Consider the following 21,299-nt stretch of genomic DNA (forward strand, 5'->3'; position numbering starts at 1 on the left):
GCGGGTGCGGATCAGATCCAGCGCAGGCGGCGGAAGGCCCAGAGGAAAAACAGGCCCAGAAGCACCAGAATGACGCTGACGACCCAGAAGCCCTCGCCATCATGCTCGCCCGGAATGCCGCCCACATTCATGCCGAACATGCCGGAGATCAGCGTGAGCGGGGCAAACACCACCGTCACCACGGCCAGAACCAGCATGGACTGGTTCATCTGCTCGGCGCGGCGGTCGACCATCTGGTCGCGGATGACGGCGGCGCGCTCGCGCACACTGTCCAGCTCCTCGGCAAAGCGGGTCACCCGGTCCGCGGCATCGCGCAGGCGGTTGCGGTCCTTTGGGCCGAGCCAGTCATCATCTTCCAGAGAAAAATGGTTGAGCGCCTCGCGCTGGGGCGCGATATGTCGGCGCAGCTTGATGGCGACCCGGCGCAAGACGGAAATCCGCGGCAGAAGCTCGGAGCTCTGGGCCTTGGGCACGTCATCTTCCAGCTCGTCGGCCTGATCGATGAGGCTGGTGACAACGGCATCCAGCCGGTCCACCAGCCGCATGGCCAGCTCGGCCACAAACTCTCCCTGCGTGCGCGGGCAGCGGCCGCGGGCCAGCATGTCCTCGAAATCCGCCAGCGCGGAAAGCGGTTCGTGCCGCACGGTGATGACCTGACGGGTATCGACCCAGACATGAACGGTGATCAGCTCTTCGGGCAGGGCATTGCGGTGCAGGTTGATGCCGCGCAGGGATAGAAACGCCCCATCCGCGTAGAACACACAGCGCGGCCGTGCTTCCGGCTCCTCAACCGCCTCAAGGGCGGAAGGGTCCAGTCCGCTTTGGGTCTTGAGCCATTGCTGGGGCGCATTTTCGATATGGTTGAAATGCAGCCAGCGAAACCCCTCAGCGGGCGCAGGGCCGGCGAGAATGTCCGGCCAGCCGATGCGCGTACCCGCGCCCTTGCCATCAAAGGCCCAGGCGCAGATGAGGCCCTCGGCATCATAACTGTTCATGGCTGCACTCACGCGCGTGGAGACAGGGCCTATTTCGGCACGCCATTGATGATGAAGAGGGCGTTCAGAAACTGGTCTGGCGGGAACTCGCCAAAGGTGGTGGCGTAGATGTTGCGGATCCGGTCCGAGCGATACAGATCGGCCAGCGTGCTGTCCACCAGCAGGCGGAAGGCGGTGTCGCCCCGCGCCACGGGCAGGGCATAGGTCTCGAAGGTGAAATACTGGTCTGAAAGGTTGAGCTGGCGGCTATAGGGGCTGTGGGTGATGAGATAGTTGAGGATGCCCCGGTCGCCGAAATAGGCATCCAGCTTGCCCTCCGCCAGCAGGCGCAGCCCTTCGGGATGATCATTCACCGTGACGACAGTGGCCGGCACCATCATCTCGTTCAGGGTCGCGCGCAGGGTGTCCTCGGTGGTCGTGTCCTTCAGGACGCCGATCTTCTTGCCCTGAAGATCCTCTATGCCCTTCACCGCCGCGCCGCGGGTCACCACGCTCGCGCCGTCCAGAAAGGTGGGCAGGGAGAAGTCCATCGAAGCCCGTCGCGACATGGTCATGGAGAAGGGATCGCACAGCACATCCACGCGGCCATCCACCACCACCTTGGCCCGGTCTTCGGGGGCGACCTCCACATAGACGATATCCAGCTTTGGCAGCTTCAGCGCATTCTGCACATTGCGCGCCACTTCCCGGCACAGATCGACAATATAGCCGGAGACCTTCCCCTCCTCATTCACATAGGAATAGGGCGGGGCGTGATAGCGGTAGCCGATGCGGAATTTCCCGGTCTCCGCCACCCGCTCCAGCGTGCCGGCATGGGCGGGCAGGGAGATGCAGCCAAGGACAAGGGCGAAAAGGGCGAACATGAGCAGGGCAGTGCCCCGGGCGCAAGATGTGGTGACTGGCGGTATGCGGCCGGTTTCAGACAGGCTCATGGCCATGAATTCCCCCCTGCGGCTGGCGGGCATGATGCCAGCGCCAGAAGATATTGTGTGATTCCGCAGTGCATGCTGCCATTGTCCGGGCACGTTGGCCACATCCACACTGTATTCATTCCGCAAAGTCTGGATCCGGACACAAAAAAGCGGTGAAACCCGACGGCATCACCGCTTCCTGTTCATCTGCCGGTGCGCGTTCAGCGCTCGGCAAATGCCTTTTCGATCACATAGTGACCGGGATCGGACTGGCTGCCTTCCTTGAAGCCGCGGGCCTCCAGCAGTTCCACCAGATCCTTCAGCATGGCCGGGCTGCCGCACAGCATCAGGCGGTCTTCCTCCGGCGAGATTTCCGGCAGGCCGATATCCTCAAACAGCTTTCCGGAATTGATGAGGGCGGTGATGCGGCCTTGGTTGCGGAAGGGTTCGCGCGTCACTGTTGGATAATAGATGAGCTTCTGCTTCACCTCATCGCCGATATATTCATTTTCCGGCAGCTCGCGGGTGAAGAAGTCCTCATAGGCCAGCTCCGCCACGGTGCGGGTGCCATGCACCAGAATCACCTTCTCGAAGCGCTCATAGGCGTCCGGATCCTTGGTGACGGAGAGGAAGGGGGCAAGGCCGGTGCCGGTGGCCAGCAGATAGAGGCGCTTGCCGGGCAGCAGATTGTCCTGGATGAGGGTACCGGTGGGCTTGCGGCCAACCAGGATCTTGTCCCCCACCTTCAGGTGCTGGAGCCGCGAGGTGAGCGGGCCGTTCGGCACCTTGATGGAGAAGAACTCCAGATCCTCTTCATAGTTCGCGCTGGCCAGAGAATAGGCGCGCAGCAGCGGGCGACCATCCACCATCAGCCCGATCATCGCGAACTGTCCGTTCAGGAAGCGGAAGCCGGTGTCACGCGTGCAGGTGAAGGAGAAGAGGTTGTCTGTCCAGTGATGGACGCTTTTCACGGTTTCTTCGTTGAAGTTCTTACTCATCTCTCGGTCCGCTGGAAGCTGGGGGGCAGGGCGGCGCGAGGGTCGCCCAATCAACATGTGGAACTTGTGTAAACTCTGATTTCACTCTACACTATGTTTTTGGTGTATTGGAAGTGCGACAGCCTGTCCTGTCGGCTTTTTCATGCTTTCAGGGGCGCACAGCATCTGGTGCGGAGGCGTTCGGGGCCACAAGCGCGCTCACGACCTCCACGGTGCGCTGCTGCCATGGCGCCGCCCGCACCCCGAAGCTGCGCTCGAACAGGTCACTGGCCAGAACGGAATTCTGCGGGCGTCTGGCCGGGGTGGGGTAATCCGCCGTGGTGATGGCGGCAACTTCCGGGTGGCGTCCGGTATGCGGTGCCGCCGCCTCAATGATGGCGCTGGCAAAGCCATGCCATGTGGTGTCGCCGGTTCCCGCGAAATGATAGGTGCCCCAGCGCGCATCCCCGCGTGCCGCCGCATGGGCCGCCGCCAGAAGGGCGATGGCGATATCCTGCGTTGCGGTGGGGCAGCCGCGCTGGTCGGCAACGATGGTCAGCCGGTCCCGCTCGCCGGCAAGGCGCAGCATGGTCTTGAGGAGATTGTTGCCATAGGCGCCATAGACCCAGGCGGTGCGCAGGATGATATGCCGCTCCATCGCCGCGCGTATGGCCGCCTCACCGGCCGCCTTGGTGCGTCCATAAACGCCAAGCGGCTTGACCGGATCGCTCTCGACATAGGCTGTCGCCTTGGTGCCATCGAACACATAATCGGTGGAGATATGGATGAAGGGGATGCGGGCATGGGCGCAGCGCTCGGCAATCAGCCCGGGCGCGAGCGCATTGATGCGGGCGGCCAGTTCCGGCTCGCTCTCCGCCTTGTCCACGGCGGTATAGGCGGCGGCATTGATGAGCACATCTGGCTGGTTCTTTTCAAGCGCGCGGGCGACCGCCACCGGGTCCGTGATGTCGAGGGCCGCCCGGTCGCAGGCCGTGACCTTGTGGCCTTGCCGGGTGGCCAGTGCGTTGACTTCCTGACCCACCTGTCCGCCAGCGCCCAAGAGAAGAATGTGCATAAAGGTCGGCTCCCGCAGAAAGCTTTGCTCCCCTTTACCCGACAGGGCAGGGGAGAGGGAAACAGATTTGTGCGCAGCCGCCCTGACGCCAGCGCATGGATGGGCTGAGGCTCCCCTTCAAAGCGGGGCGGCAAGGCCGGGGCGGGGCAGCACCTTCACGATGATATCCGGCTCAGGCCGGCAGGAGAGATGGGCAAGGGCGCGCGGCTCCTGTCCACCTTCCAGCAGAAGACGGGTTGAGGACAGCAGCTCACATACAAGCTGCCCGACCAGTTCGAGCGTGATCCGCTCGCCGGCAGGAGCGGTGAGGGGATAGGGGTGTGCCGAAGGGCCGAAAGGCATGAAGGCCGCGCGTGTAACGGCCGGTGCCTGCCCTTCCTTGTGCTCTTCATCACCGCCCTCCAGCCAGCGCTCCGGCGCAAACATGTCCGGCTTCGTCCAGAAACTGCGGTGCCGATGCAAGATGCGCGGGGAGATGGCGATATGGGCCTGTTCCGGCACATCCGCGAGGGCGGGGATGGAACCGGCCGGCCTGTCACGCAGGAAAATCCCGTAAGGGGGATGCAGGCGCAGGGTTTCATGGATCAGGGCCTGAATGACCGCCTCTGCCGGATGCCCCTCGAAGCGCCGGTCCGCTTCTCCCCCCAGCATCGGTGCGCCACCCAGGGCAAGGGCCGCCCCTTCCTGCAACAGCTGGTCCCTGGCCAGCTCATAGGTCAGCCAGCCAAAGGTCGAGGCCGCAGCTTCCGTCGTCAAGACAAGCAGGGCGATCATCTGGTCGCATGCCTGTTCCGCGGGCAGGCCGGGAAGGGGTGAGACATGAGCCTGCGCCAGCGCCCGCAATTCCGCTGCGGTGCGCTCCAGGCCCAGCCGGCGGATCATCCCCGCTCGGGCGTCCGCATCGTTCGGCACCAGCAGGAGGGGGAGGATCTGCGCCTGCTGCATGGCGCGGGCCTGCAGGGCGCTGAAGCGCCGGCCGAGATCCGGCGGAAGAGGCGCATCCAGCAGGGCGGAGGCAAGACTCTCCAGCACCAGGGCATAGCTGTCCTGACCCAGCCGGACGGGGTTGTCCCCACGGGCCAGCCACTGGCGCAGGCAGGTGTGAAAATTGCGTGCGGTTTCCGTCTTCAGGCGCGGAAGAAGGCGTTCGTCATCCGCTGGTGCAGGCAGGCGGGTTTCCCCGGTCCATGCCCCCGTCAGCGGCCGCAGAAGATCGGTGAGGACCGGGCTGGGGCGCGTTGCCCCCGGCGCCATCAGCCGGGCGGCCTGTTCAGGCTGGTTGACCAGAAGGAGGGGGTGGGAAGGCAGGCGGAGAAGAACCGTTTCCTGCTTCAGCGGGGCTGGGCCCAGCATGGACAGCGGATCGCCCGCCATATGCGCATAGAGGCGCGCCATGGCCGGCATGTGACCCAGCGCCCGTGCGCCAAGGCGTGTCAGAACAGATATGGCTGCATCTCCTTCACGCCGGGAAACGGCCCGGGCGTATGCCCGGCCGTTCTCATCCCGCGTTTCAGCCGATGGCGATGGGCTTGTCGCTGGAGCCCCATTCGGTCCAGGAGCCATCATAAAGCGCCTGAGGCGGCTTGCCGATGCTTTCCAGCGCAAGCCAGAGGACGGATGCGGTGACACCCGAGCCGCAGGAGGTGACGACGGGGCGTGCAAGGTCCACACCCGCCTGTTCCAGTGCCGCCTTTATCTTCTCAGGCGCGGCAAGCTGGCCGTTTTCCACCACTTCATTGAAGGGCAGGTTCAGCGTCCCCGGAATATGGCCGGCGCGCAGGCCGGGGCGGGGCTCGGGCTCCTCGCCACGGAAACGGGCAGCAGCGCGGGCATCGAGAATCTGGGCGGAATGATCAGTGCTGATCCGTGCCACCTGCTCGATATCCGCCACGCGGGCTGCATCCAGACGGGCATTGAACCGCGCGGCCGGGCGGGTGGCCTTGCCGCTTTCCACCGCTCGGCCTTCCGCTAGCCAGCGCGGCAGGCCGCCTTCCAGAATATGCACATTCCGCGCGCCATAGGTCTTGAAGGTCCACCACACACGCGGGGCCGAGAACAGGCCCACACTGTCATAGACCACGATGCGCGCATCATCGCTGATGCCCAGCGCGCCGACAGCCGCCGCGAAAGAGTCCGCTGTCGGCAGCATGTGGGGCAGATTGGTGGAATGGTCGGAAATGGCATCCAGATCGAAGAAGACAGCACCGGGAATGTGCTGCTCTTCAAATTCCTTCGCACCACTGCGCCCGGTCGCGGGCATGTGCCAGGAGGCGTCCACCACTACAAGGTCAGCTGCACCAAGCTGTTCGGCCAGCCATGCGGTGGAAACGAAAATATCGGACCTGCTCATGTGAAGCCCCCAGAGGCGCAGTGCAAGGGTGATGGATGTCTAGACCAGAACGTTCGGCAACTCGACCTTGCGCTCCAGCCAGCCGGGAACCGGCAGGTTCTGGCTGCGCAGGAAGGCCGGGTTGAACAGCTTGGACTGATAGCGCGTGCCATAATCCGCCAGAATGGTGACAATGGTGTGCCCCGGCCCCATTTCCCGCGCGAGGCGGATGGCTCCGGCAATATTGACGCCGGAAGAGGTGCCGACGCACAGCCCTTCATGCTCCAGCAGATCGAAGATCAGGGGCACGGATTCCGTATCGGGAATCTGGAAGGCGATATCGACAGGCGCATCCTCCAGATTGGCGGTGATGCGGCCCTGTCCGATTCCCTCCGTGATGGAGCTGCCCTCGGCCTTCAGCTCGCCGCTGGTGTAGTAGGAGTAGAGCGCCGCGCCGGGCGGGTCGGCGAGGCCGATCTGGATGGCGCTGTTGCGCTCCTTCAGGGCGATGCCGGTGCCGGCAAGGGTGCCGCCCGTGCCGACCGCGCAAATGAAGCCATCCACCTTGCCATCGGTCTGCTCGAAGATTTCCGGGCCGGTGGTGTCGATATGGGCCTGCCGGTTGGCGATATTGTCAAACTGGTTGGCCCAGATGGCCCCGTTCGGCTCGGTTTTCGCCAGCGCCTCGGCAAGGCGGCCGGAAACCTTCACATAATTGTTGGGGTTGGAGTAGGGCACCGCCGGAACCTCCACCAGCGTTGCGCCGGCAAGCTTCAGCATGTCCTTTTTTTCCTGGGACTGGGTTTCGGGAATGACAATCACCGTGCGGAAGCCGAAGGGCGCGGCCACCAGCGCAAGCCCGATGCCGGTATTGCCCGCCGTTCCCTCCACGATCACGCCGCCGGGCCGCAGGGCGCCGCGCGCAATCGCATCCTGAATGATGCCGAGAGCTGCACGATCCTTCACCGACTGGCCGGGATTCATGAACTCCGCCTTTCCGAGAATCTCGCAACCGGTTTCCTCGGAAGCGCGCTTCAGACGGATCAGCGGCGTGTGACCAATCGATTCCACAAGGCCATTACGGATCATGATGGGATAAACCTTCACGCGGTCAAATTCTGCAGGCAAGACTATATCACATACAGTTCCGTATCAATATGCAGATATACGAATTCTTGTTGTTAATATAATCCGGCACAGCCCGCACGCCGGATGCCGCAGGAAGGGGTATCCGGGTGTGTCGGAAGCGAGACTGTCGGAAAGCCGTGCCGCGGGCTTACTTGTCCGATTTCTTGCCGGACTTTTCATGCTTGCCGGAAGGGCGCGGCTGATTGACCGATATGGTTTTCTGGTTGGCTTCCTGCGCTTGTTTCACCAGTTCCAGCCAGAAATCCATCGGCGACAGGGGCAGGCTCTGGCCATCGGCGGTTCTGGCGCCGGATGAGGAGGGCTGGAGCCCCTGTTGCAGGCCGTGCTGGAAACCCTGCACCAGCATCTGGGCGAACAGATCCTGCATATCCGCGAACGGATTGGAGGAGGGGGCGGATGTCTGCCCCTGTGCCGGGGGCTGGGGTGCTGCCGCCGGGGCGGCCATGGTGGGGGGCGCTGCCGGCGCGGGCGGCGGGGCCGGGGGCTGGGGCATATGGCCATAGGGTGCCGCCCCCGTTTGCGCCATGGTCTGTGTCATGGCGTTGACGACATCCTGCCAGCCTGTGGTGGCGGGCTGCTGGGGCGCGGGCGGGGCGGCCAGTCTCATGCTCTGGGAAAAGGCGTCCATCCATGGATTGGACCCACCCCAGGCCTGCCCCACATTCTGCCATGGGTTGCCTGCCCCACCATATGGCGCGGCATTGCTGGCCGTGGAGGAAAACGCCAGAAAGGCATCCATCCACGGATTGCCGGAGGAAATGGGCGCCATGCGCTGCTGCGGTTCTCCCACCGGCATGCGGCTGAGCATCGCCGCTGCCATCTGCTGAAGGGAGCCGGAGGCGGCGAGGGTCTTGGCCAGCGTGCCAACAAACAGCCCGGCCAGTGCGGGCATGGCCTGCTTCACCACGGCGGCGCTCAGGCCGGTGGAGGCGGCGACCTGATTGGCCACAGCCTTGCTGACTTCGGGGGAGCCAAAAATGGTGTTGAGCGCGTTCATGCCGCCCTGGGTGAGGGGCAGGGGCTGCTCGCCGGGCATGTTCCGGGGCTGTGCGGGGGGAAAGCCGGGCATGCCGAAATTCTGGGGCGCCGGTGCTGCCTGCGGGGCTGAAGCCGGATAGGGCGTGGCGGAAGGCTGTGCGCCATACAGCGCCGCATAGGGCGCGCCAAGCATGAGATTGGTGAGGGCGGCCATCGAATCGGGCGAGCGTGTCATATCCCGGAAAGCATCGAGGAGCGCGGGCATCACGGCTTCCGCCGTCGCCTGCGCCTGCTGCATGGAGAGCCCACAGATCCGCGCCAGATTCTCAAGTCCCTTGCCGTCCTGTGCGTTGCGCAGCATATCGACAAATTGATCCATCGGCCTTCTCCGCTTGCTGGCCCCTGCGCCAGACATATCCATGGCTGCTGTTGTCCGGCGGCCCTGTTCCTGCGTGCCGGACCGGTCCATCATGATGATCCGCCGTCGTCTCGCATGGCTGCCTTGATGATACACGGTTTTTCAGGAAGAGGGGCGTCTTGAGCTCAAGATACCCATCCGCTTTCCTGTTCAGGTTGCATCAGCGTTCACCGGCCATCTTTCGCAAACACATATGCCGGCATGATTGCATGTGAATTCATCACTCCCCGCCGCCCCGCCGCAAGCCAATCGGCAAGGGATGGAGCAAGATGCGGGGGCCTGAAGTCCGGCCATAGGCATCATGATACTAGTGCGCCGCGCAAAGGCAATGCCTTTTCATGCAGGGGTGCAACCTGCGATATGCGTGCCCGAAACAGGCAAAAGCCCGCCGGAGGGCGGGCTTTCTGGTGTCTGTGTGGTGTTTGTGTTCTGAAAGAGGGCCGGGCCGGCTGGGGCCGTGGCTCACTTCAGGGCTTCAAGCCCCTTCTGGAACCCGTTGAGGCTCAGGGGAACGCCAATGCCTTCCTCTGGGGTCTGGAAGATGATGAAGGTGGCCTGCTTGCCGCTCTTCAGGCGGTTCAGCAGGGTGTCATCCATCACCACCTCTGCCACACAGCCATTCGGCAGGCAGCGCACGAAACCGGCGCGGCCAACATCGTCATTGTCGATCTTGAGGCCGAGGCCTGCGGGCAGAAGAACACCCAGCGGGGCCAGAACGCGCAGCAGGCGGCTCTTCTCGTCCGCTGTTTTCAGCACGATGACCGTGAGGCCGACATTCGGCCTGTCTTCCGCCAGAACCGATTGCAGCAGCACACACTGCTCGGCCTGCGCGCCGGGCGGCGTGTCACAGCGGATCTGCCAGTCGCCATGGGTGGATTTGACCGCACCCTGGGCCGCGGCGGGAAGAGAGGCGGCGAGAAGGCCGCCAATCATGAGGCCGGCAGCCAGAAGCGGACGCATGAAACGTCCGCTCCGGCGCATGGGGGTGCGCGATGGTACGGCCTTTGACGGATGGTGACCTGGGGACGACACGACCATCAATCACAACTCCAGAAACGGTTCGGGGAAGGCATAGGGCCTGCTTCCCCTCCGCTGTAACGCATTTTATCAACCAGAGCCTTAATGCTCAGCGTTTCGCGTCAAGAATGCGGCGGGCCCGGAAAATAGGCCCGTCATGCACGCCATTGGCCGCATTCCCGTGCTGAATGCGTTCAGCTGGCCGGCTTGGTGACAAGGTATGGCCCGATCGCCACCCAGTTGAGCCCGGAATTTTTCAGCACATGCACGGCATCCCGCGGGAAATGAACCAGCGGCAGGCCATGCAGGTTGAGGGATGTGTTCAGCACCGCGCCCACACCGGAATGTTCGGCGAAACGGTGGATGAGGTCCCAGTAATCCGGGTTGATTTCCTTGGTCACCACCTGCGGGCGGCAGGTGCGGTCATAGGGGTGGATGCCGGCCTTCAGCAGCTTGCCGCCGGCCTCTGTCGTGTCGAAGGACAGGATCATGTAGGGCGCGGCGACAGACTTCGGATTCTTCAGATACACATCGGCATATTCCGCCGCCACGGAGGAGGCGAAGGGCATCCAGAAGTCGCGGCTCTTCACCATCTCATTGATTTCGCGGATGATCTCGGCATCGCGCGGGTCACCCAGAATAGCCCGGTTGCCCAGCGAGCGGGCGCCGAATTCCTCGCGCCCGGCAAAGCGCCCCACCACATGGCCCTGCGCCAGCAGATCCGCGACCGCCTGGTTGATGTTCTCCGGGCGGGTCACGATGATGGAGCCATTGGCCTTGTCTTCCGCCAGATCGGCCTCGATTTCCGCCTCGGACCATTCCGGGCCGAGATAGAAGGGGCCGATGGGCCGGATGGTTTCAGCGCCATGGCGTTCCGCCTGCGCCAGCCATGCCGCGCCGATGGCGTTGGTCTCATCCCCGCAGGAGGGGAAGATGAACAGGCTTTCCACCTCGTCCATTTCCATGATGCGCTTGTTGGCCTTCACATTCATGAAGACGCCGCCGGAAAGGGCCAGACGGTGGATGCCGGTTTCGGCAATGGCGCGCCGGACGAACTCGCACAGCAGTTCCTCGGTGAAGAGCTGCACGCCGCCCATGATATTGTCGAAGCGCTGCTCATAGAACAGCTCTTCCAGCTTGGGCTTGATATGCAGCGTATGCGGCACGCCCGAGGCGCGGGTCCATACGGGGCTCTTGTCATTCACCCAGTGGAACAGTTCGTGCAGCTTGTCGGCAATCCGGCGGGAGCCGGCAGGGGCGGCATAGGGCGCCATGCCCATGATCTTGTATTCATGCTCCAGCGGAACCATGCCGAGCATGTAGGTCACCACGGCATAGAGCGTGCCGAATGAATCGGCATAGGGCACTTCATGCAGCTGGCGCAGCTTGTTGTCCTGCCCGATGCTGACGGTTGCGGACTTGCCATCGCCGCCGCCATCCACGGTGAGCACCAGAACCGGCTCCTTGCGCTCGGCCTGGCCATAATAGGCGGTCGCGGCGTGGCAGGTGTGGTGGTCATAGCGCTTGAGCGCTTCCGGGCGGAAGCCAAGCGCCGTATAGGCGGCCTCACGCTCCTGAAGGCGCTTGCTTTCCACCACGCTGCGCAGGGGGGTCTTGCCAAGTTCCGTGCGCAGCTGGCCCTTCCAGCTTCCGGCATTGCGGAACATCTCGATCCAGCCGGCGCGGTCCAGCGGCACGCTGGGCATGCCGGCGAGCGCCACGCATTCCACATCGGCGGGCTTGATGCTGAGTTCCTTCAGCAGCCACTCGATGGCCATGGTGGGAATGTTGTGGAAGTTCTTGATGCGCCGCGGCCGCTCTTCCTGAAGCGCGCGCAATGAACCATCCGGCAGCAGGGCAGCGGCGGCGGCATTATGGGAATCAGATATGCCGAGGATGGTCATCCAGAACTCCTAGTGAAAACAGGGGGCTGCATTCATGGTGCGGTTGAGACTTTTGGCTTCTGCCGTTCAGCCATGCAAGCCCTTCTTGGCGTGATGAGCCCAGGCGGGGGGAGGCCGGGGCAGGAAAGCGTTTCACCGAGAGGGACCGGAACCATCTAACTACCTAGATGTTGGCGGCCTGTATATCCTTGATCTGCATCTATGGGGATATGTTCAGCGGCTGTAATAGGCGCGGGGCCGCTCACTCTCGCGAAAATAGCCATACAGGGCCGCAGCGCCGGCGAGCTGGAGCAGGATGCCGGGCAGCAGGGCGGTGAAATCGCCAAGGCCGATGCCGGTGGTGGACATCAGGTCGCGGATGGCGAACTGGCACCATGTGGAGATCAGGATCCACGCGAACAGGAACAGTGGAGCCAGACGCAGCGCATGCCGCGTGCGCATCACGGTCATGAACACAAAGCTCGCCCCCCACAGGAACAGCGCGATATGGGGGATGACGCCAAGGCGCAGCACCTGTGCCGAGAGGGTCTCGCCGGCAAAGGTTTCCTGCAAGGCCCACCACAGGCCGCCGAACCCATTCACCATGATCAGCGAGAACAGCCCCGCCAGCGGCAGGGCGGTGATGCCGCAGGCGCACCAGAAAATCCATGCCAGCGGCCCGCCGAGGCGAATGCCGGCCTGCGCCGCCGCGCTCTTGCGCCCCTTGCCCGCACCTCCCGGCCTTGGGCTGCGGCGGGGTGTCGGGGCGGGCTGGTCCGGGGGCAGGGTCATCGGCTTTCCTTGGTGCATTTCCGGGCGCGGCCGGGAGGGGGCCGCATGGGGGAAATGCCATGACTCAACATATGGGTCCATCCAGGCGGAGGATGGAAACACGGGGAGATAACCGGGAGGGACTTCAGATAACCGGGAGAACTCATGGGTGCAGCATGGGCGCTGCATCCTCGAATCGGTCATGCCAGCTCGGCTGGGCGCCCTCATAGGGCAGGGCCGTTGCGGCAAATACCCCGCGGGCCACCGCGCGGGCAAGAACGGTGGAGGCCGCCGAGCCGATGCGGGCCAGATCCGGCAGTGGGCGTTCCAGCGGCTTGCGGCCCGTCGCAAGGGCGAAGACACAGTCGCCATCCAGTGGCGTGTGAATGGGGAAGAGCGAAAGGGCCAGCCCGTCCTGTGCCATGATGGCGAGGCGGCGGGTCTGCGCCGGGGTCAGCACCGCATCACAGGCAACAACGGCGATGGTGGTGGCAAAGCGGGTCACCTCGCCCTTCAGGTCCGGTTGCAGGGCTTCATCGGGGAAGGATGGAGGCAGGCCCAGCCCGCCGAACTCCCGGTCCCGCTCATAGGGCGCGGCGCGCAGATGGGGGCCGGCGCCGAACAGGGGGCTGCCCACCGCATTCACCGCCACGACCGCCCCCACCACATGGCCGGAGGGCAAGGTGATGGAGGCTGAACCCAGCCCGCCCTTCACCGTGGCGGTGGTGGCGCCTGTGCCCGCTCCCACCGAACCGAGGGCAAAATCCACATCCGCCGCCGCCAGCGCCTCGATGCCCAGCTGGCGATAGGGCGGCACCGCGCCCCATGCCTTGTTGCCGCCGTTCAGCAGATCAAAAAGCACCGCGCCGGGCACGATGGGCACGCGCGCATCACCCACCGCAAAGCCGCGCCCGGCCTGCGCCAGCGCCGCCATGACCCCGGATGCCGCATCAAGCCCGAAGGCCGAGCCGCCGGAAAGGGTGATGGCATCGACTGTTTCCACGGTCGCTGCCGGGTCCAGCGCATCGGTTTCGCGGGTGCCCGGGCCGCCGCCGCGCACATCCACGGCGGCGATGGTCGGGGCATCGCACAGCACCACCGTCACGCCGGTGCCGGTGACCAGATCTGTTGCATTGCCCACGCGAATGCCGGGAATATCAGTAATGAGATTGCGCATGTCAGCCCCTCCGGGTCATCCTGTTGTACGGTGCGCGGGCCGGGCGCGTCCAGCGGTGATGCCGTGCCGGGCACGGGCGCATGTGGCCATGGGTAATCGGCCCGATGGGGCCGTCATGGCCGGGCGCGGCGATGTGCGGCTTGCCCTGCGCGATACTCCGGCCCATGAAGGGCGCAAGGTGTGCCCGGCAGATGTGCGGGCGCGCGCGGCCTCTGGCCGGGATCACAGTCTGCATTCAGGGTTTTCATGGCTGACGTCACATTACCCGCCGCCTTTCTGGCCGGCCTTGTGAGTTTCATCTCCCCCTGCGTTCTGCCGCTGGTGCCGCCCTATCTCATCTATCTGGGGGGCAGCACGCTGGATGATCTGGCGGGGGATGAGCCCGTGCCGGAAGTGGGCATGCGGGCAATTGTCGGCGCGCTGCTGTTCGTGTGCGGCTTCACGGTGGTCTTCGTGCTGCTGGGGGCAGGGGCATCGGCCATTGGGGGGCTGCTGCGCGCCCATATGGACCTGCTCTCCATCATTGCCGGCGCTGCCATCATGGTGATGGGGCTGAATTTTCTGGGTGTCTTCCGCATTCCGCTCCTGCATCGCACGGCGCGGGCGGATGTGCGCCAGCCCGCCGGCCCATGGGGCGCTTTCGTGATGGGGCTGGCCTTCGCCTTTGGCTGGACCCCCTGTCTGGGGCCGGTGCTGGGGGCGATTCTGGCGGTGGCCGGTTCGGAAGCGACCGTTTCCAAGGGCGCGCTTCTGCTGGCGGTCTATTCGGCCGGCCTAGGGGTGCCCTTCGTTCTGGCCGCTGTGGCCGTACGCCCGTTTCTGGGCAGCCTTTCCCGCATGCGCAAGGCGCTGCCTGTCGTGGAAAAGGTGATGGGGGGGCTTCTCGTGCTCACCGGCATCGCCTTCATGTCCGGCTGGATCGCGAATGCCGCCTTCTGGCTGCTTGAGACATTTCCCTTCTTCGCCACCATAGGGTAGCGGAATAGGGGCGGGTGAGCGGGACATGGCAATTGGCCCTGCTTTTTTGCCCCGTCCACACAGATGGCTTTCGCCTCGGGCCGCTTGTCGTTAGGTTGGCGGCTCATTTGTGCCATACAGAATTCAAGGGTGAGGACCAGTGCGTTACGTTTCTACTCGCGGTGAAGCTCCGATCCTGTCCTTTTCTGATGCGCTGCTGGCGGGCCTTGCCCGTGATGGCGGTCTCTATGTGCCAGAGAACTGGCCGGCTTTCTCCCATGCCGAAATCGCGGCCCTTGCCGGCAAGCCCTATGCGGATGTGGCCCGCGCGGTCATCTCGCCCTTCGTGGCCGGGGCGATCGATTCCGAGGCGCTGGACCTGATGATCTCGGACGCTTACGCCACCTTCCGCCATCCGGCGACCGCGCCGATGGTGCAGGTGGCCCCGAACCGCTTCGTGCTGGAGCTGTTCCACGGCCCGACGCTCGCCTTCAAGGATGTGGCGATGCAGCTTCTGGCCCGCATGATGGATCATGTACTGGCCAAGCGGAACGCCCGCGCCACCATTGTCGGCGCCACATCGGGCGATACCGGCAGCGCTGCCATCGAGGCCTTCAAGGGGTCGGATGCGGTGGATGTGTTCATTCTCTATCCGCACGGCCGCGTTTCCGAGGTGCAGCGCCGGCAGATGACCACTGTGGCCTCTCCCAATGTCCACGCCATTGCGGTGGAAGGCACCTTCGATGATTGCCAGGCCATGGTGAAAGCCATGTTCAACGCCCATGCCTTCCGTGACGAGATGGCGCTGGCGGGCGTGAATTCCATCAACTGGGCGCGCATCGTCGCGCAGGTGGTCTATTATTTCTACGCGGCCACGGCGCTTGGCGCGCCGCATCGCGAGGTGTCCTTCGTCGTGCCCACGGGCAATTTCGGCGACATTCTCGCCGGCTGGGTGGCCAAGAAGATGGGCCTGCCGGTGCACGACCTGACCATTGCCACCAATGTGAACGACATTCTGGCCCGCACGCTGGAAACGGGGCACTATGAGGTGCGCGGCGTGCTGCCTTCCTCCTCCCCCTCCATGGATATTCAGGTCTCGTCCAATTTCGAGCGCCTGCTGTTCGAGGCGGTGGACCGGCATGCCTGCACGGTGCGCAATCTTATGGCCTCGCTGGCGCAGTCCGGCACCTTCACCCTGCCGCAGGAGGCCCATGCCGCCATTGCGGCGGAATTCTCCGCCGGCCGTGCCGATGAGCTGGAGACCCAGGCCACCATCGCCAGCATGTGGAAGAAGGCCGGCTATCTGGTGGACCCGCACACCGCTGTCGCCCTGGATGTGGCCGATGAGGTGGAACATCCCGCTGCCGTGCCGCAGGTGGTGCTCTCCACCGCGCACCCGGCCAAGTTCCCCGATGCGGTTGAGGCCGCCACCGGCATTCGCCCGCCACTGCCGCCCCATATGGCCGACCTGCTCAAGCGCGATGAGCGCGTGAGCGTGCTGCCGAACAGTCTTGAGGCGGTGCAGGGCTTCATCCGCGAGCGTGCGCGCATCAGCAAGGGTGGCGCGGCCTGAGGCGATACATATCATGAGCGTCAAGGTCTCGACCCTCGACAACGGCATCACTGTCGTCACTGATTCCATGCCGCATCTCGGCACCGCCTCGCTGGGCATCTGGTCCGGCGCGGGGGCGCGGGATGAGCGCGAGGATGAGCACGGCATCTCTCATCTGCTGGAGCATATGGCCTTCAAGGGCACCCGCCGGCGTTCCGCCCGCCGCATCGCGGAGGAGATCGAGCAGGTGGGGGGCGACATCAATGCCGCCACCTCGGTGGAGCAGACCTCCTACAATGTGCGGGTGCTGGGCGAGGATGTGACGCTCGGCCTCGACATTCTGAGCGACATTCTCACCGAACCGGCCTTCGCCCCCGAGGAGTTGGAGCGGGAGAAGAATGTGATCGTGCAGGAGATCGGCTCGGTGCTGGATACCCCGGACGATCTGGTGTTCGATCTGTTTCAGGAGCAGGCCTATGCGGGGCAGGCCATTGGCCGCTCCATTCTCGGCACCCCGCAGACGGTGCGTGGTTTCGGACGTGATCCGCTGGCCGCCTATATGGCGCGCACCTATCGCGGGCCGGATATGGTGGTCGCCGCTGCCGGGGCGGTGGATCATGACAGCTTTCTGGAAGAGGCCTCCGCCCGGCTGAAATCCATTTCGCCGGAAGCCAAGCCGAAGCTGCCGCAGGCCCGCTATGAGGGCGGGGTGCGGCTTGAGGCGCGGGATCTGGAACAGGTGCATGTGCTCATCGGCCTTGAGGGCTGCGCCTATACCAATGATGATGTGCATGCGCTTCAGGTGCTCTCCGGCGTTCTGGGCGGGGGCATGTCCTCCCGCCTGTTCCAGGATGTGCGTGAAGAGCGCGGCCTGTGCTATTCCATCTATGCCTTCCACTGGAGCTTTGCCGATACCGGCCTGTTCGGCGTGTATGCCGGAACGGATACGGGGGATGTGGGCGAGCTTTCCGATGCGGTGGTGGACCAGCTTCTGCGCGTTGGCGAGGATGTGACCGAAACCGAGGTGGCGCGTGCACGGGCGCAGATGAAGGTGGGCCTGCTGGCCGCACTGGAAAGTTCCGGTGCGCGGGCAGAACAGCTCGCCCGGCAGATTCTCGGCTTTGGCCGGGTCATTCCGGTTGAGGAAATCGTCGCGAAGGTGGATGCCGTGGATGTGGGCGCGGTGCAGCGTGTGGCCCGCGCGCTGGTGGGGCGTGGCAAACCGACGCTGACCGCGCTGGGTCCGAAGGCAGGGCTTGATCCTGCCGCCCGCGCGGTGGAACGTCTGGCGGCGAAATAAGGTTCAGGCGCGCGGTTCATGTGGCTTTTGCGTTCACTTCTCGCGCCGCCCCCCGTTCCCGTCATTGAGGGGCACGGCATTTATCTGCGCCCCCCGCAGATGAAGGATTTCCAGCAATGGAGCGCGCTGCGCGCCGGCAGCCGGGCCTTTCTTGCCCCATGGGAGCCGGTGTGGCCGAAGGATGACCTGACCCGATCGGCCTTTCGCCACCGCATGCGGCGCTATGCGCGCGATATGGAGGCGGATGAGGCTTATCCCTTCCTTCTTTTCCGCAAGCAGGACCATATGCTGCTGGGTGGCCTCACCCTTTCCAATGTTCGACGCGGGGCCTGTCAGGCGGCGGTGCTGGGCTACTGGATGGGGCAGCCCTATGCAGGCAAGGGGTTCATGACCGCCGCCGTGCGCGCAGTGCTGCCTGTGGCGCATGATGTGTTGCGGCTGCACCGGGTGGAGGCTGTGTGCATTCCGCGCAACACGCCATCCATCCATCTGCTGCGCGCCTGTGGCTTCGTGCAGGAAGGTTATGCGCGCAAATATCTGTGCATCAATGGCATCTGGGAAGACCACCTGATGTTTGCGCGGCTGAGGGGCGACATCCTGGGCCCGAATACGCTGCGGGTCCGCTCATCCGGCTGAGGGTGGGGCAAAAGCGGCCGGCGGTTCCACCATCTGCTCTTGCAACATCCGTTACGGCAACATCCGTTATTGCAGCATCTCTTGCGGCTGCTCATCCTCGGGAGCGGCCGCCGGTGGGCCGATCAGATGCTCGACCAGAGGGCGCGCCTCGGCGGGCGCGCGCTGATGGCGCACTGCTTCCAGCAATTGTTGCGCCGCGCCGGAACGCTCAATCAGGCTCAGCGGGTCTGCCATGATGCGGGGGGCATTCCACGGCCCCTGAATCATGAAGGGCAGATCGCTCCTGCGTGTTTCCGGGGGCTGCTCGGCGGAAGGGCGCAGGGAGGCAAGGCCGTGCAGGTCCAGCGTGCGCGACTTGATGAGGATGCGCCCCACCATGGAAAGCTCGACCTGGTTCCCGCTCAGATCCAGCACATGCAAGGCGGCCACGCCGTTGCGGATATCCGCCTTGGCCTGAAGCTTCTGGAAGGGGGTGCGCCCGCCATACGGGTCCGTGCTGCCGGAAAGGGGGCGACGGTCGATACGGCGCAGAACCCGCGCCACATCAAAGCCGCGCAGATAGCCACCCGTGCCGGAAAGGTCCAGGGAGCCGGACAGGTCCTGGGCGATGCTGGCAATGGAGCGCCCCTCCCCATGAAGGCGGAAGGTGAGCGAGCCGGTGCCTTCAAACCGTGTCAGGTCCACCAGATCACCCAGCGCCTGTTCCAGCGCGATATTGGTGCACTCGGCCTCCACCTGCACGCTCAGGCCGCGCTGGTTGAGGCTGGCCCCGCTCCAGCGCGGGGAAAGCGTGGCAGTGCCGCGCAGCATGCCGCCCCAGCCGCTGGTCTGCCCAATGGCCAGCACGAGCTTGCCCTCGTTCAGCACAGCGCTGCCTGCAACCGTGGTGAAGGTGGTGGAGCCTGTGTTGACCTGTCCGGCGGAGAAGCGCAGATCGAGATCAAAGCTGTTCAGCAGGTCCAGATTCAGTGGAGCCGGGTTCCATTCCTGCCCGTTGTTCACCGTGAGCTGGATGCGCTCATAAGGGCGCAGATTGAGCTCATCCGCCGCCACCGTGCCCTGAATCTTCGGCTTCGCACCGGCCATGTTGACCAGGAATCCGCCATCGATCTTGTTGCCATCAAGGCTCATGCGGGTGCCGGTGAGGGAGAAGTCTCCCTTTTCCAGCACCAGCTGGGAGGTGAAGCTGAGGGAGCCGAACCCGGTCTGGGACGGCACCGTCAGATGCAGCCACTCCATGACCTTGCGCAGGGAATCGGCATCGGCGGAAAGCTCGCCGCGGGCGGAAAGGGTTTCATCCTGGCCGGCCTGTCCCCGAAAACGGACAATGGCCCCCTCGCCGGCAAGGCGCACGCGCACCGCGCTGGATGTGCCCTTCAGATATGCGGGCACATCATCAATCGAAAGGGAAACCTCAACCGGCGCATCGCGCCATTTGAACTGTGAGAGAGCAAAAATGCCCTTGCCGTTGAGCGTGCGGTCGATACGTCCGGTGAGCTGGCTCATCAGGGTGCGGGTGTAACCGTTGGGCGCACGCCATGCGATGGTGCCGTCAACAATCCTGAGTGCCGGCGCGGTGGGGGGATGGGCCAGAACGGGGGCAAGCAGATCCTCCCAGTGGACAGGGCCAGTGAGGACCAGAACCGGACGTTCGAGAATCACTTCCGCCACTTCAAACCGGCCGAACAGCAGGCTCCACAGATCCAGCCGGCTCACCACCGTGCCGACATGGATGGACTGGGCCTCGTTCATCGGCAGCCGCACATCCGGCAACAGCAGGCGCGGCATGGGCAGCATGCGCAGTTCCGGCTCGCCCTTCAGTGATACGGTCAGCCGGCCATCGTCGGAGAGGGCCTTTTCAACGGCAAGACGCATATCCGCGGCGGAAATGACCCATGGCAGGACAGCAATGACCGCCAGCCAGAAGAGCGCCGCGAAACCACAGAGCAGCCCCCCTGTCCATAGAATCCGGCGCGATATATGGCCAAGTCTTCGCATCAGCTCTCGAACTGTGGGATCATGTGGAGGTCCGCTGGCTTATGCGGCGAAGATGCCGCCTTGCCCTGTGGCTGGTCGCCCGGAACAGGCCCGGCGACAAGGCCGAATCCCGCATTCTCCGGGCAGACTGGCTCAGAATGGCGGTACATTCCCTTGTCTCTGTGTCTCTTTCAAGGCTGGTGATGTCTTTAGAACACAAGCGCGCAAACAAAAAGCCCGGCATTGTGCCGGGCCTTGTCCTGTCTGCATGGGGCGGATGCCGCTATCAGTCTTCCTCAAGCTCACCGATATGGTGCTGCGCATAGAGCGGCAGACCGATCTGGGAGATGAGACCGAGCTGGGTCTCAAGGAAGTCGATATGGCTTTCCTCGTCCGCCATCAGCTCCTCGAAGAGGTCACGGCTGGGATAGTCCTTCACCGTCTGGCAATAGGCAGCGGCTTCCTGGTAGAGCGCGCGGGCATCCAGCTCGGCGGCAAGGTCCGCCTCAAGGATTTCCTTCACATCCTGGCCGATGCGCAGCGGGTCCAGAACCTGCATGTTCGGGAAGCCGTCCAGAAACAGGATGCGATCGGTGAACTTGTCGGCGTGCACCATCTCCTCGATGGATTCGGCGCGCCACTTCTTCGCCAGCGCCTTGTAGCCCCAGTTGTCCAGCATGCGGTAGTGCAGCCAGTACTGGTTGATGGCGGTGAGTTCCGAACGAAGGCCCCGGTTGAGATATTCGATAACCTTCGGATCGCCCTTCATGGCCTGCTCCTCATTGCCCCAGCGGGCATATGGTGTTTGGATTTTGAATCAGGCTTAGACCAATTCCAACCTTTGCGCAACGCGATAACCATTCGCAATCCCTGATGCGAATGGTTATCGGTTCAGAGGATGAAAGGCTGAAGAGGCGGGAGGGAACTATTCGGCGGCGAGCATGTGGACCATGCCGGCAGCCACGCAGTTCTCGGTGCAGGTGCGGCAACCCTCATGGGCGCGCACTTCTTCCATGATATTGCGGATGGTGCGGGCGCAGCGGCCGCACTGGGGGGCGCAGCCAAGGCCGCGATAGACATCGCTGGTGGAGCAGGCATTGCCGGCGCCGGAAACCACATCCCGAACCTGATGGTCTGAGAAGACATTACACGAACACACGATCATCGCGCTTCCGACCCACCTGTAAGATGACCCAA

General features: G+C 64.1%; 19 protein-coding genes. 4 read left to right on the forward strand and 15 right to left on the reverse strand.

All coding sequences use genetic code 11. The annotated features are described in order from the left end of the window. Positions 1 to 11: 11 nt before the first annotated feature. From ACT6QG_RS09565 to ACT6QG_RS09620, 12 genes are all read right to left on the reverse strand, one after another. Positions 12 to 995 (reverse strand): zinc transporter ZntB, encoded by a 984-nt coding sequence (locus ACT6QG_RS09565; protein WP_444977316.1) that lies wholly within the window; start codon positions 993 to 995, stop codon positions 12 to 14. A gap of 29 nt (positions 996 to 1,024) precedes the next feature. After that, positions 1,025 to 1,933: an amino acid ABC transporter substrate-binding protein gene (locus ACT6QG_RS09570; protein ID WP_444977317.1), complete on the reverse strand. Its 909-nt coding sequence runs from the start codon at positions 1,931 to 1,933 to the stop codon at positions 1,025 to 1,027. A gap of 194 nt (positions 1,934 to 2,127) precedes the next feature. Next, the gene (locus ACT6QG_RS09575; protein ID WP_444977318.1) at positions 2,128 to 2,904 is read right to left on the reverse strand and encodes a ferredoxin--NADP reductase; all 777 of its coding nucleotides are present in this window, start codon (positions 2,902 to 2,904) and stop codon (positions 2,128 to 2,130) included. 148 nt (positions 2,905 to 3,052) lie between these two features. Beyond that, positions 3,053 to 3,958 carry a dTDP-4-dehydrorhamnose reductase gene (gene rfbD / locus ACT6QG_RS09580; protein ID WP_444977319.1) on the reverse strand — a complete coding sequence of 302 codons (906 nt, stop codon included), beginning with the start codon at positions 3,956 to 3,958 and terminating at the stop codon, positions 3,053 to 3,055. 117 nt (positions 3,959 to 4,075) lie between these two features. Then, on the reverse strand, positions 4,076 to 5,353 hold the full coding sequence (locus ACT6QG_RS09585) for a cytochrome P450 (RefSeq protein WP_444977320.1): 1,278 nt from the start codon (positions 5,351 to 5,353) through the stop codon (positions 4,076 to 4,078). Positions 5,354 to 5,468: 115 nt separating this feature from the next. After that, positions 5,469 to 6,308, reverse strand: coding sequence for a 3-mercaptopyruvate sulfurtransferase (gene sseA / locus ACT6QG_RS09590; protein ID WP_444977321.1), 840 nt, complete (start codon positions 6,306 to 6,308; stop codon positions 5,469 to 5,471). Between the two features lie 39 nt (positions 6,309 to 6,347). Then, a complete protein-coding gene (locus ACT6QG_RS09595) occupies positions 6,348 to 7,376 on the reverse strand; it encodes a cysteine synthase A (RefSeq protein WP_493240034.1) in 1,029 nt (342 codons plus the stop codon). Between the two features lie 187 nt (positions 7,377 to 7,563). Then, a complete protein-coding gene (locus tag ACT6QG_RS09600) occupies positions 7,564 to 8,793 on the reverse strand; it encodes a DUF937 domain-containing protein (protein WP_444977322.1) in 1,230 nt (409 codons plus the stop codon). A gap of 501 nt (positions 8,794 to 9,294) precedes the next feature. Next, positions 9,295 to 9,792 (reverse strand): invasion associated locus B family protein, encoded by a 498-nt coding sequence (locus ACT6QG_RS09605; RefSeq protein ID WP_444977323.1) that lies wholly within the window; start codon positions 9,790 to 9,792, stop codon positions 9,295 to 9,297. 251 nt (positions 9,793 to 10,043) lie between these two features. Then, positions 10,044 to 11,753 carry a carbamoyltransferase C-terminal domain-containing protein gene (locus tag ACT6QG_RS09610; RefSeq protein ID WP_444977324.1) on the reverse strand — a complete coding sequence of 570 codons (1,710 nt, stop codon included), beginning with the start codon at positions 11,751 to 11,753 and terminating at the stop codon, positions 10,044 to 10,046. 213 nt (positions 11,754 to 11,966) lie between these two features. Then, positions 11,967 to 12,524, reverse strand: coding sequence for a hypothetical protein (locus tag ACT6QG_RS09615; protein ID WP_444977325.1), 558 nt, complete (start codon positions 12,522 to 12,524; stop codon positions 11,967 to 11,969). Positions 12,525 to 12,666: 142 nt separating this feature from the next. After that, positions 12,667 to 13,680: a P1 family peptidase gene (locus tag ACT6QG_RS09620; RefSeq protein WP_444977326.1), complete on the reverse strand. Its 1,014-nt coding sequence runs from the start codon at positions 13,678 to 13,680 to the stop codon at positions 12,667 to 12,669. Between the two features lie 246 nt (positions 13,681 to 13,926). Between ACT6QG_RS09620 and ACT6QG_RS09625 the strand changes: the two genes are divergently transcribed. The 4 genes from ACT6QG_RS09625 (at position 13,927) to ACT6QG_RS09640 (ending at position 18,125) form a co-directional block, all read left to right on the forward strand. Further along, positions 13,927 to 14,658, forward strand: a complete 732-nt coding sequence (locus ACT6QG_RS09625; RefSeq protein ID WP_444977327.1) for a cytochrome c biogenesis CcdA family protein — start codon at positions 13,927 to 13,929, stop codon at positions 14,656 to 14,658. A gap of 139 nt (positions 14,659 to 14,797) precedes the next feature. Further along, positions 14,798 to 16,210 carry a threonine synthase gene (gene thrC / locus ACT6QG_RS09630; protein ID WP_444977328.1) on the forward strand — a complete coding sequence of 471 codons (1,413 nt, stop codon included), beginning with the start codon at positions 14,798 to 14,800 and terminating at the stop codon, positions 16,208 to 16,210. A 13-nt stretch (positions 16,211 to 16,223) separates the two neighbouring features. After that, on the forward strand, positions 16,224 to 17,489 hold the full coding sequence (locus ACT6QG_RS09635) for a M16 family metallopeptidase (protein ID WP_444977329.1): 1,266 nt from the start codon (positions 16,224 to 16,226) through the stop codon (positions 17,487 to 17,489). 18 nt (positions 17,490 to 17,507) lie between these two features. Continuing rightward, a complete protein-coding gene (locus tag ACT6QG_RS09640; RefSeq protein WP_444977330.1) occupies positions 17,508 to 18,125 on the forward strand; it encodes a GNAT family N-acetyltransferase in 618 nt (205 codons plus the stop codon). 66 nt (positions 18,126 to 18,191) lie between these two features. Here the strand turns inward: ACT6QG_RS09640 and ACT6QG_RS09645 are convergent, their stop codons facing one another. From ACT6QG_RS09645 to ACT6QG_RS09655, 3 genes are all read right to left on the reverse strand, one after another. Continuing rightward, positions 18,192 to 20,123 (reverse strand): AsmA family protein, encoded by a 1,932-nt coding sequence (locus ACT6QG_RS09645; RefSeq protein WP_444977331.1) that lies wholly within the window; start codon positions 20,121 to 20,123, stop codon positions 18,192 to 18,194. Positions 20,124 to 20,388: 265 nt separating this feature from the next. Beyond that, positions 20,389 to 20,871, reverse strand: coding sequence for a bacterioferritin (gene bfr, locus ACT6QG_RS09650; RefSeq protein WP_444977332.1), 483 nt, complete (start codon positions 20,869 to 20,871; stop codon positions 20,389 to 20,391). Between the two features lie 156 nt (positions 20,872 to 21,027). Further along, the gene (locus ACT6QG_RS09655; protein ID WP_444977333.1) at positions 21,028 to 21,267 is read right to left on the reverse strand and encodes a (2Fe-2S)-binding protein; all 240 of its coding nucleotides are present in this window, start codon (positions 21,265 to 21,267) and stop codon (positions 21,028 to 21,030) included. Between the last annotated feature and the right edge of the window lie 32 nt (positions 21,268 to 21,299).

Source organism: Haloleucobacter ellipsoideus (assembly GCF_052491725.1).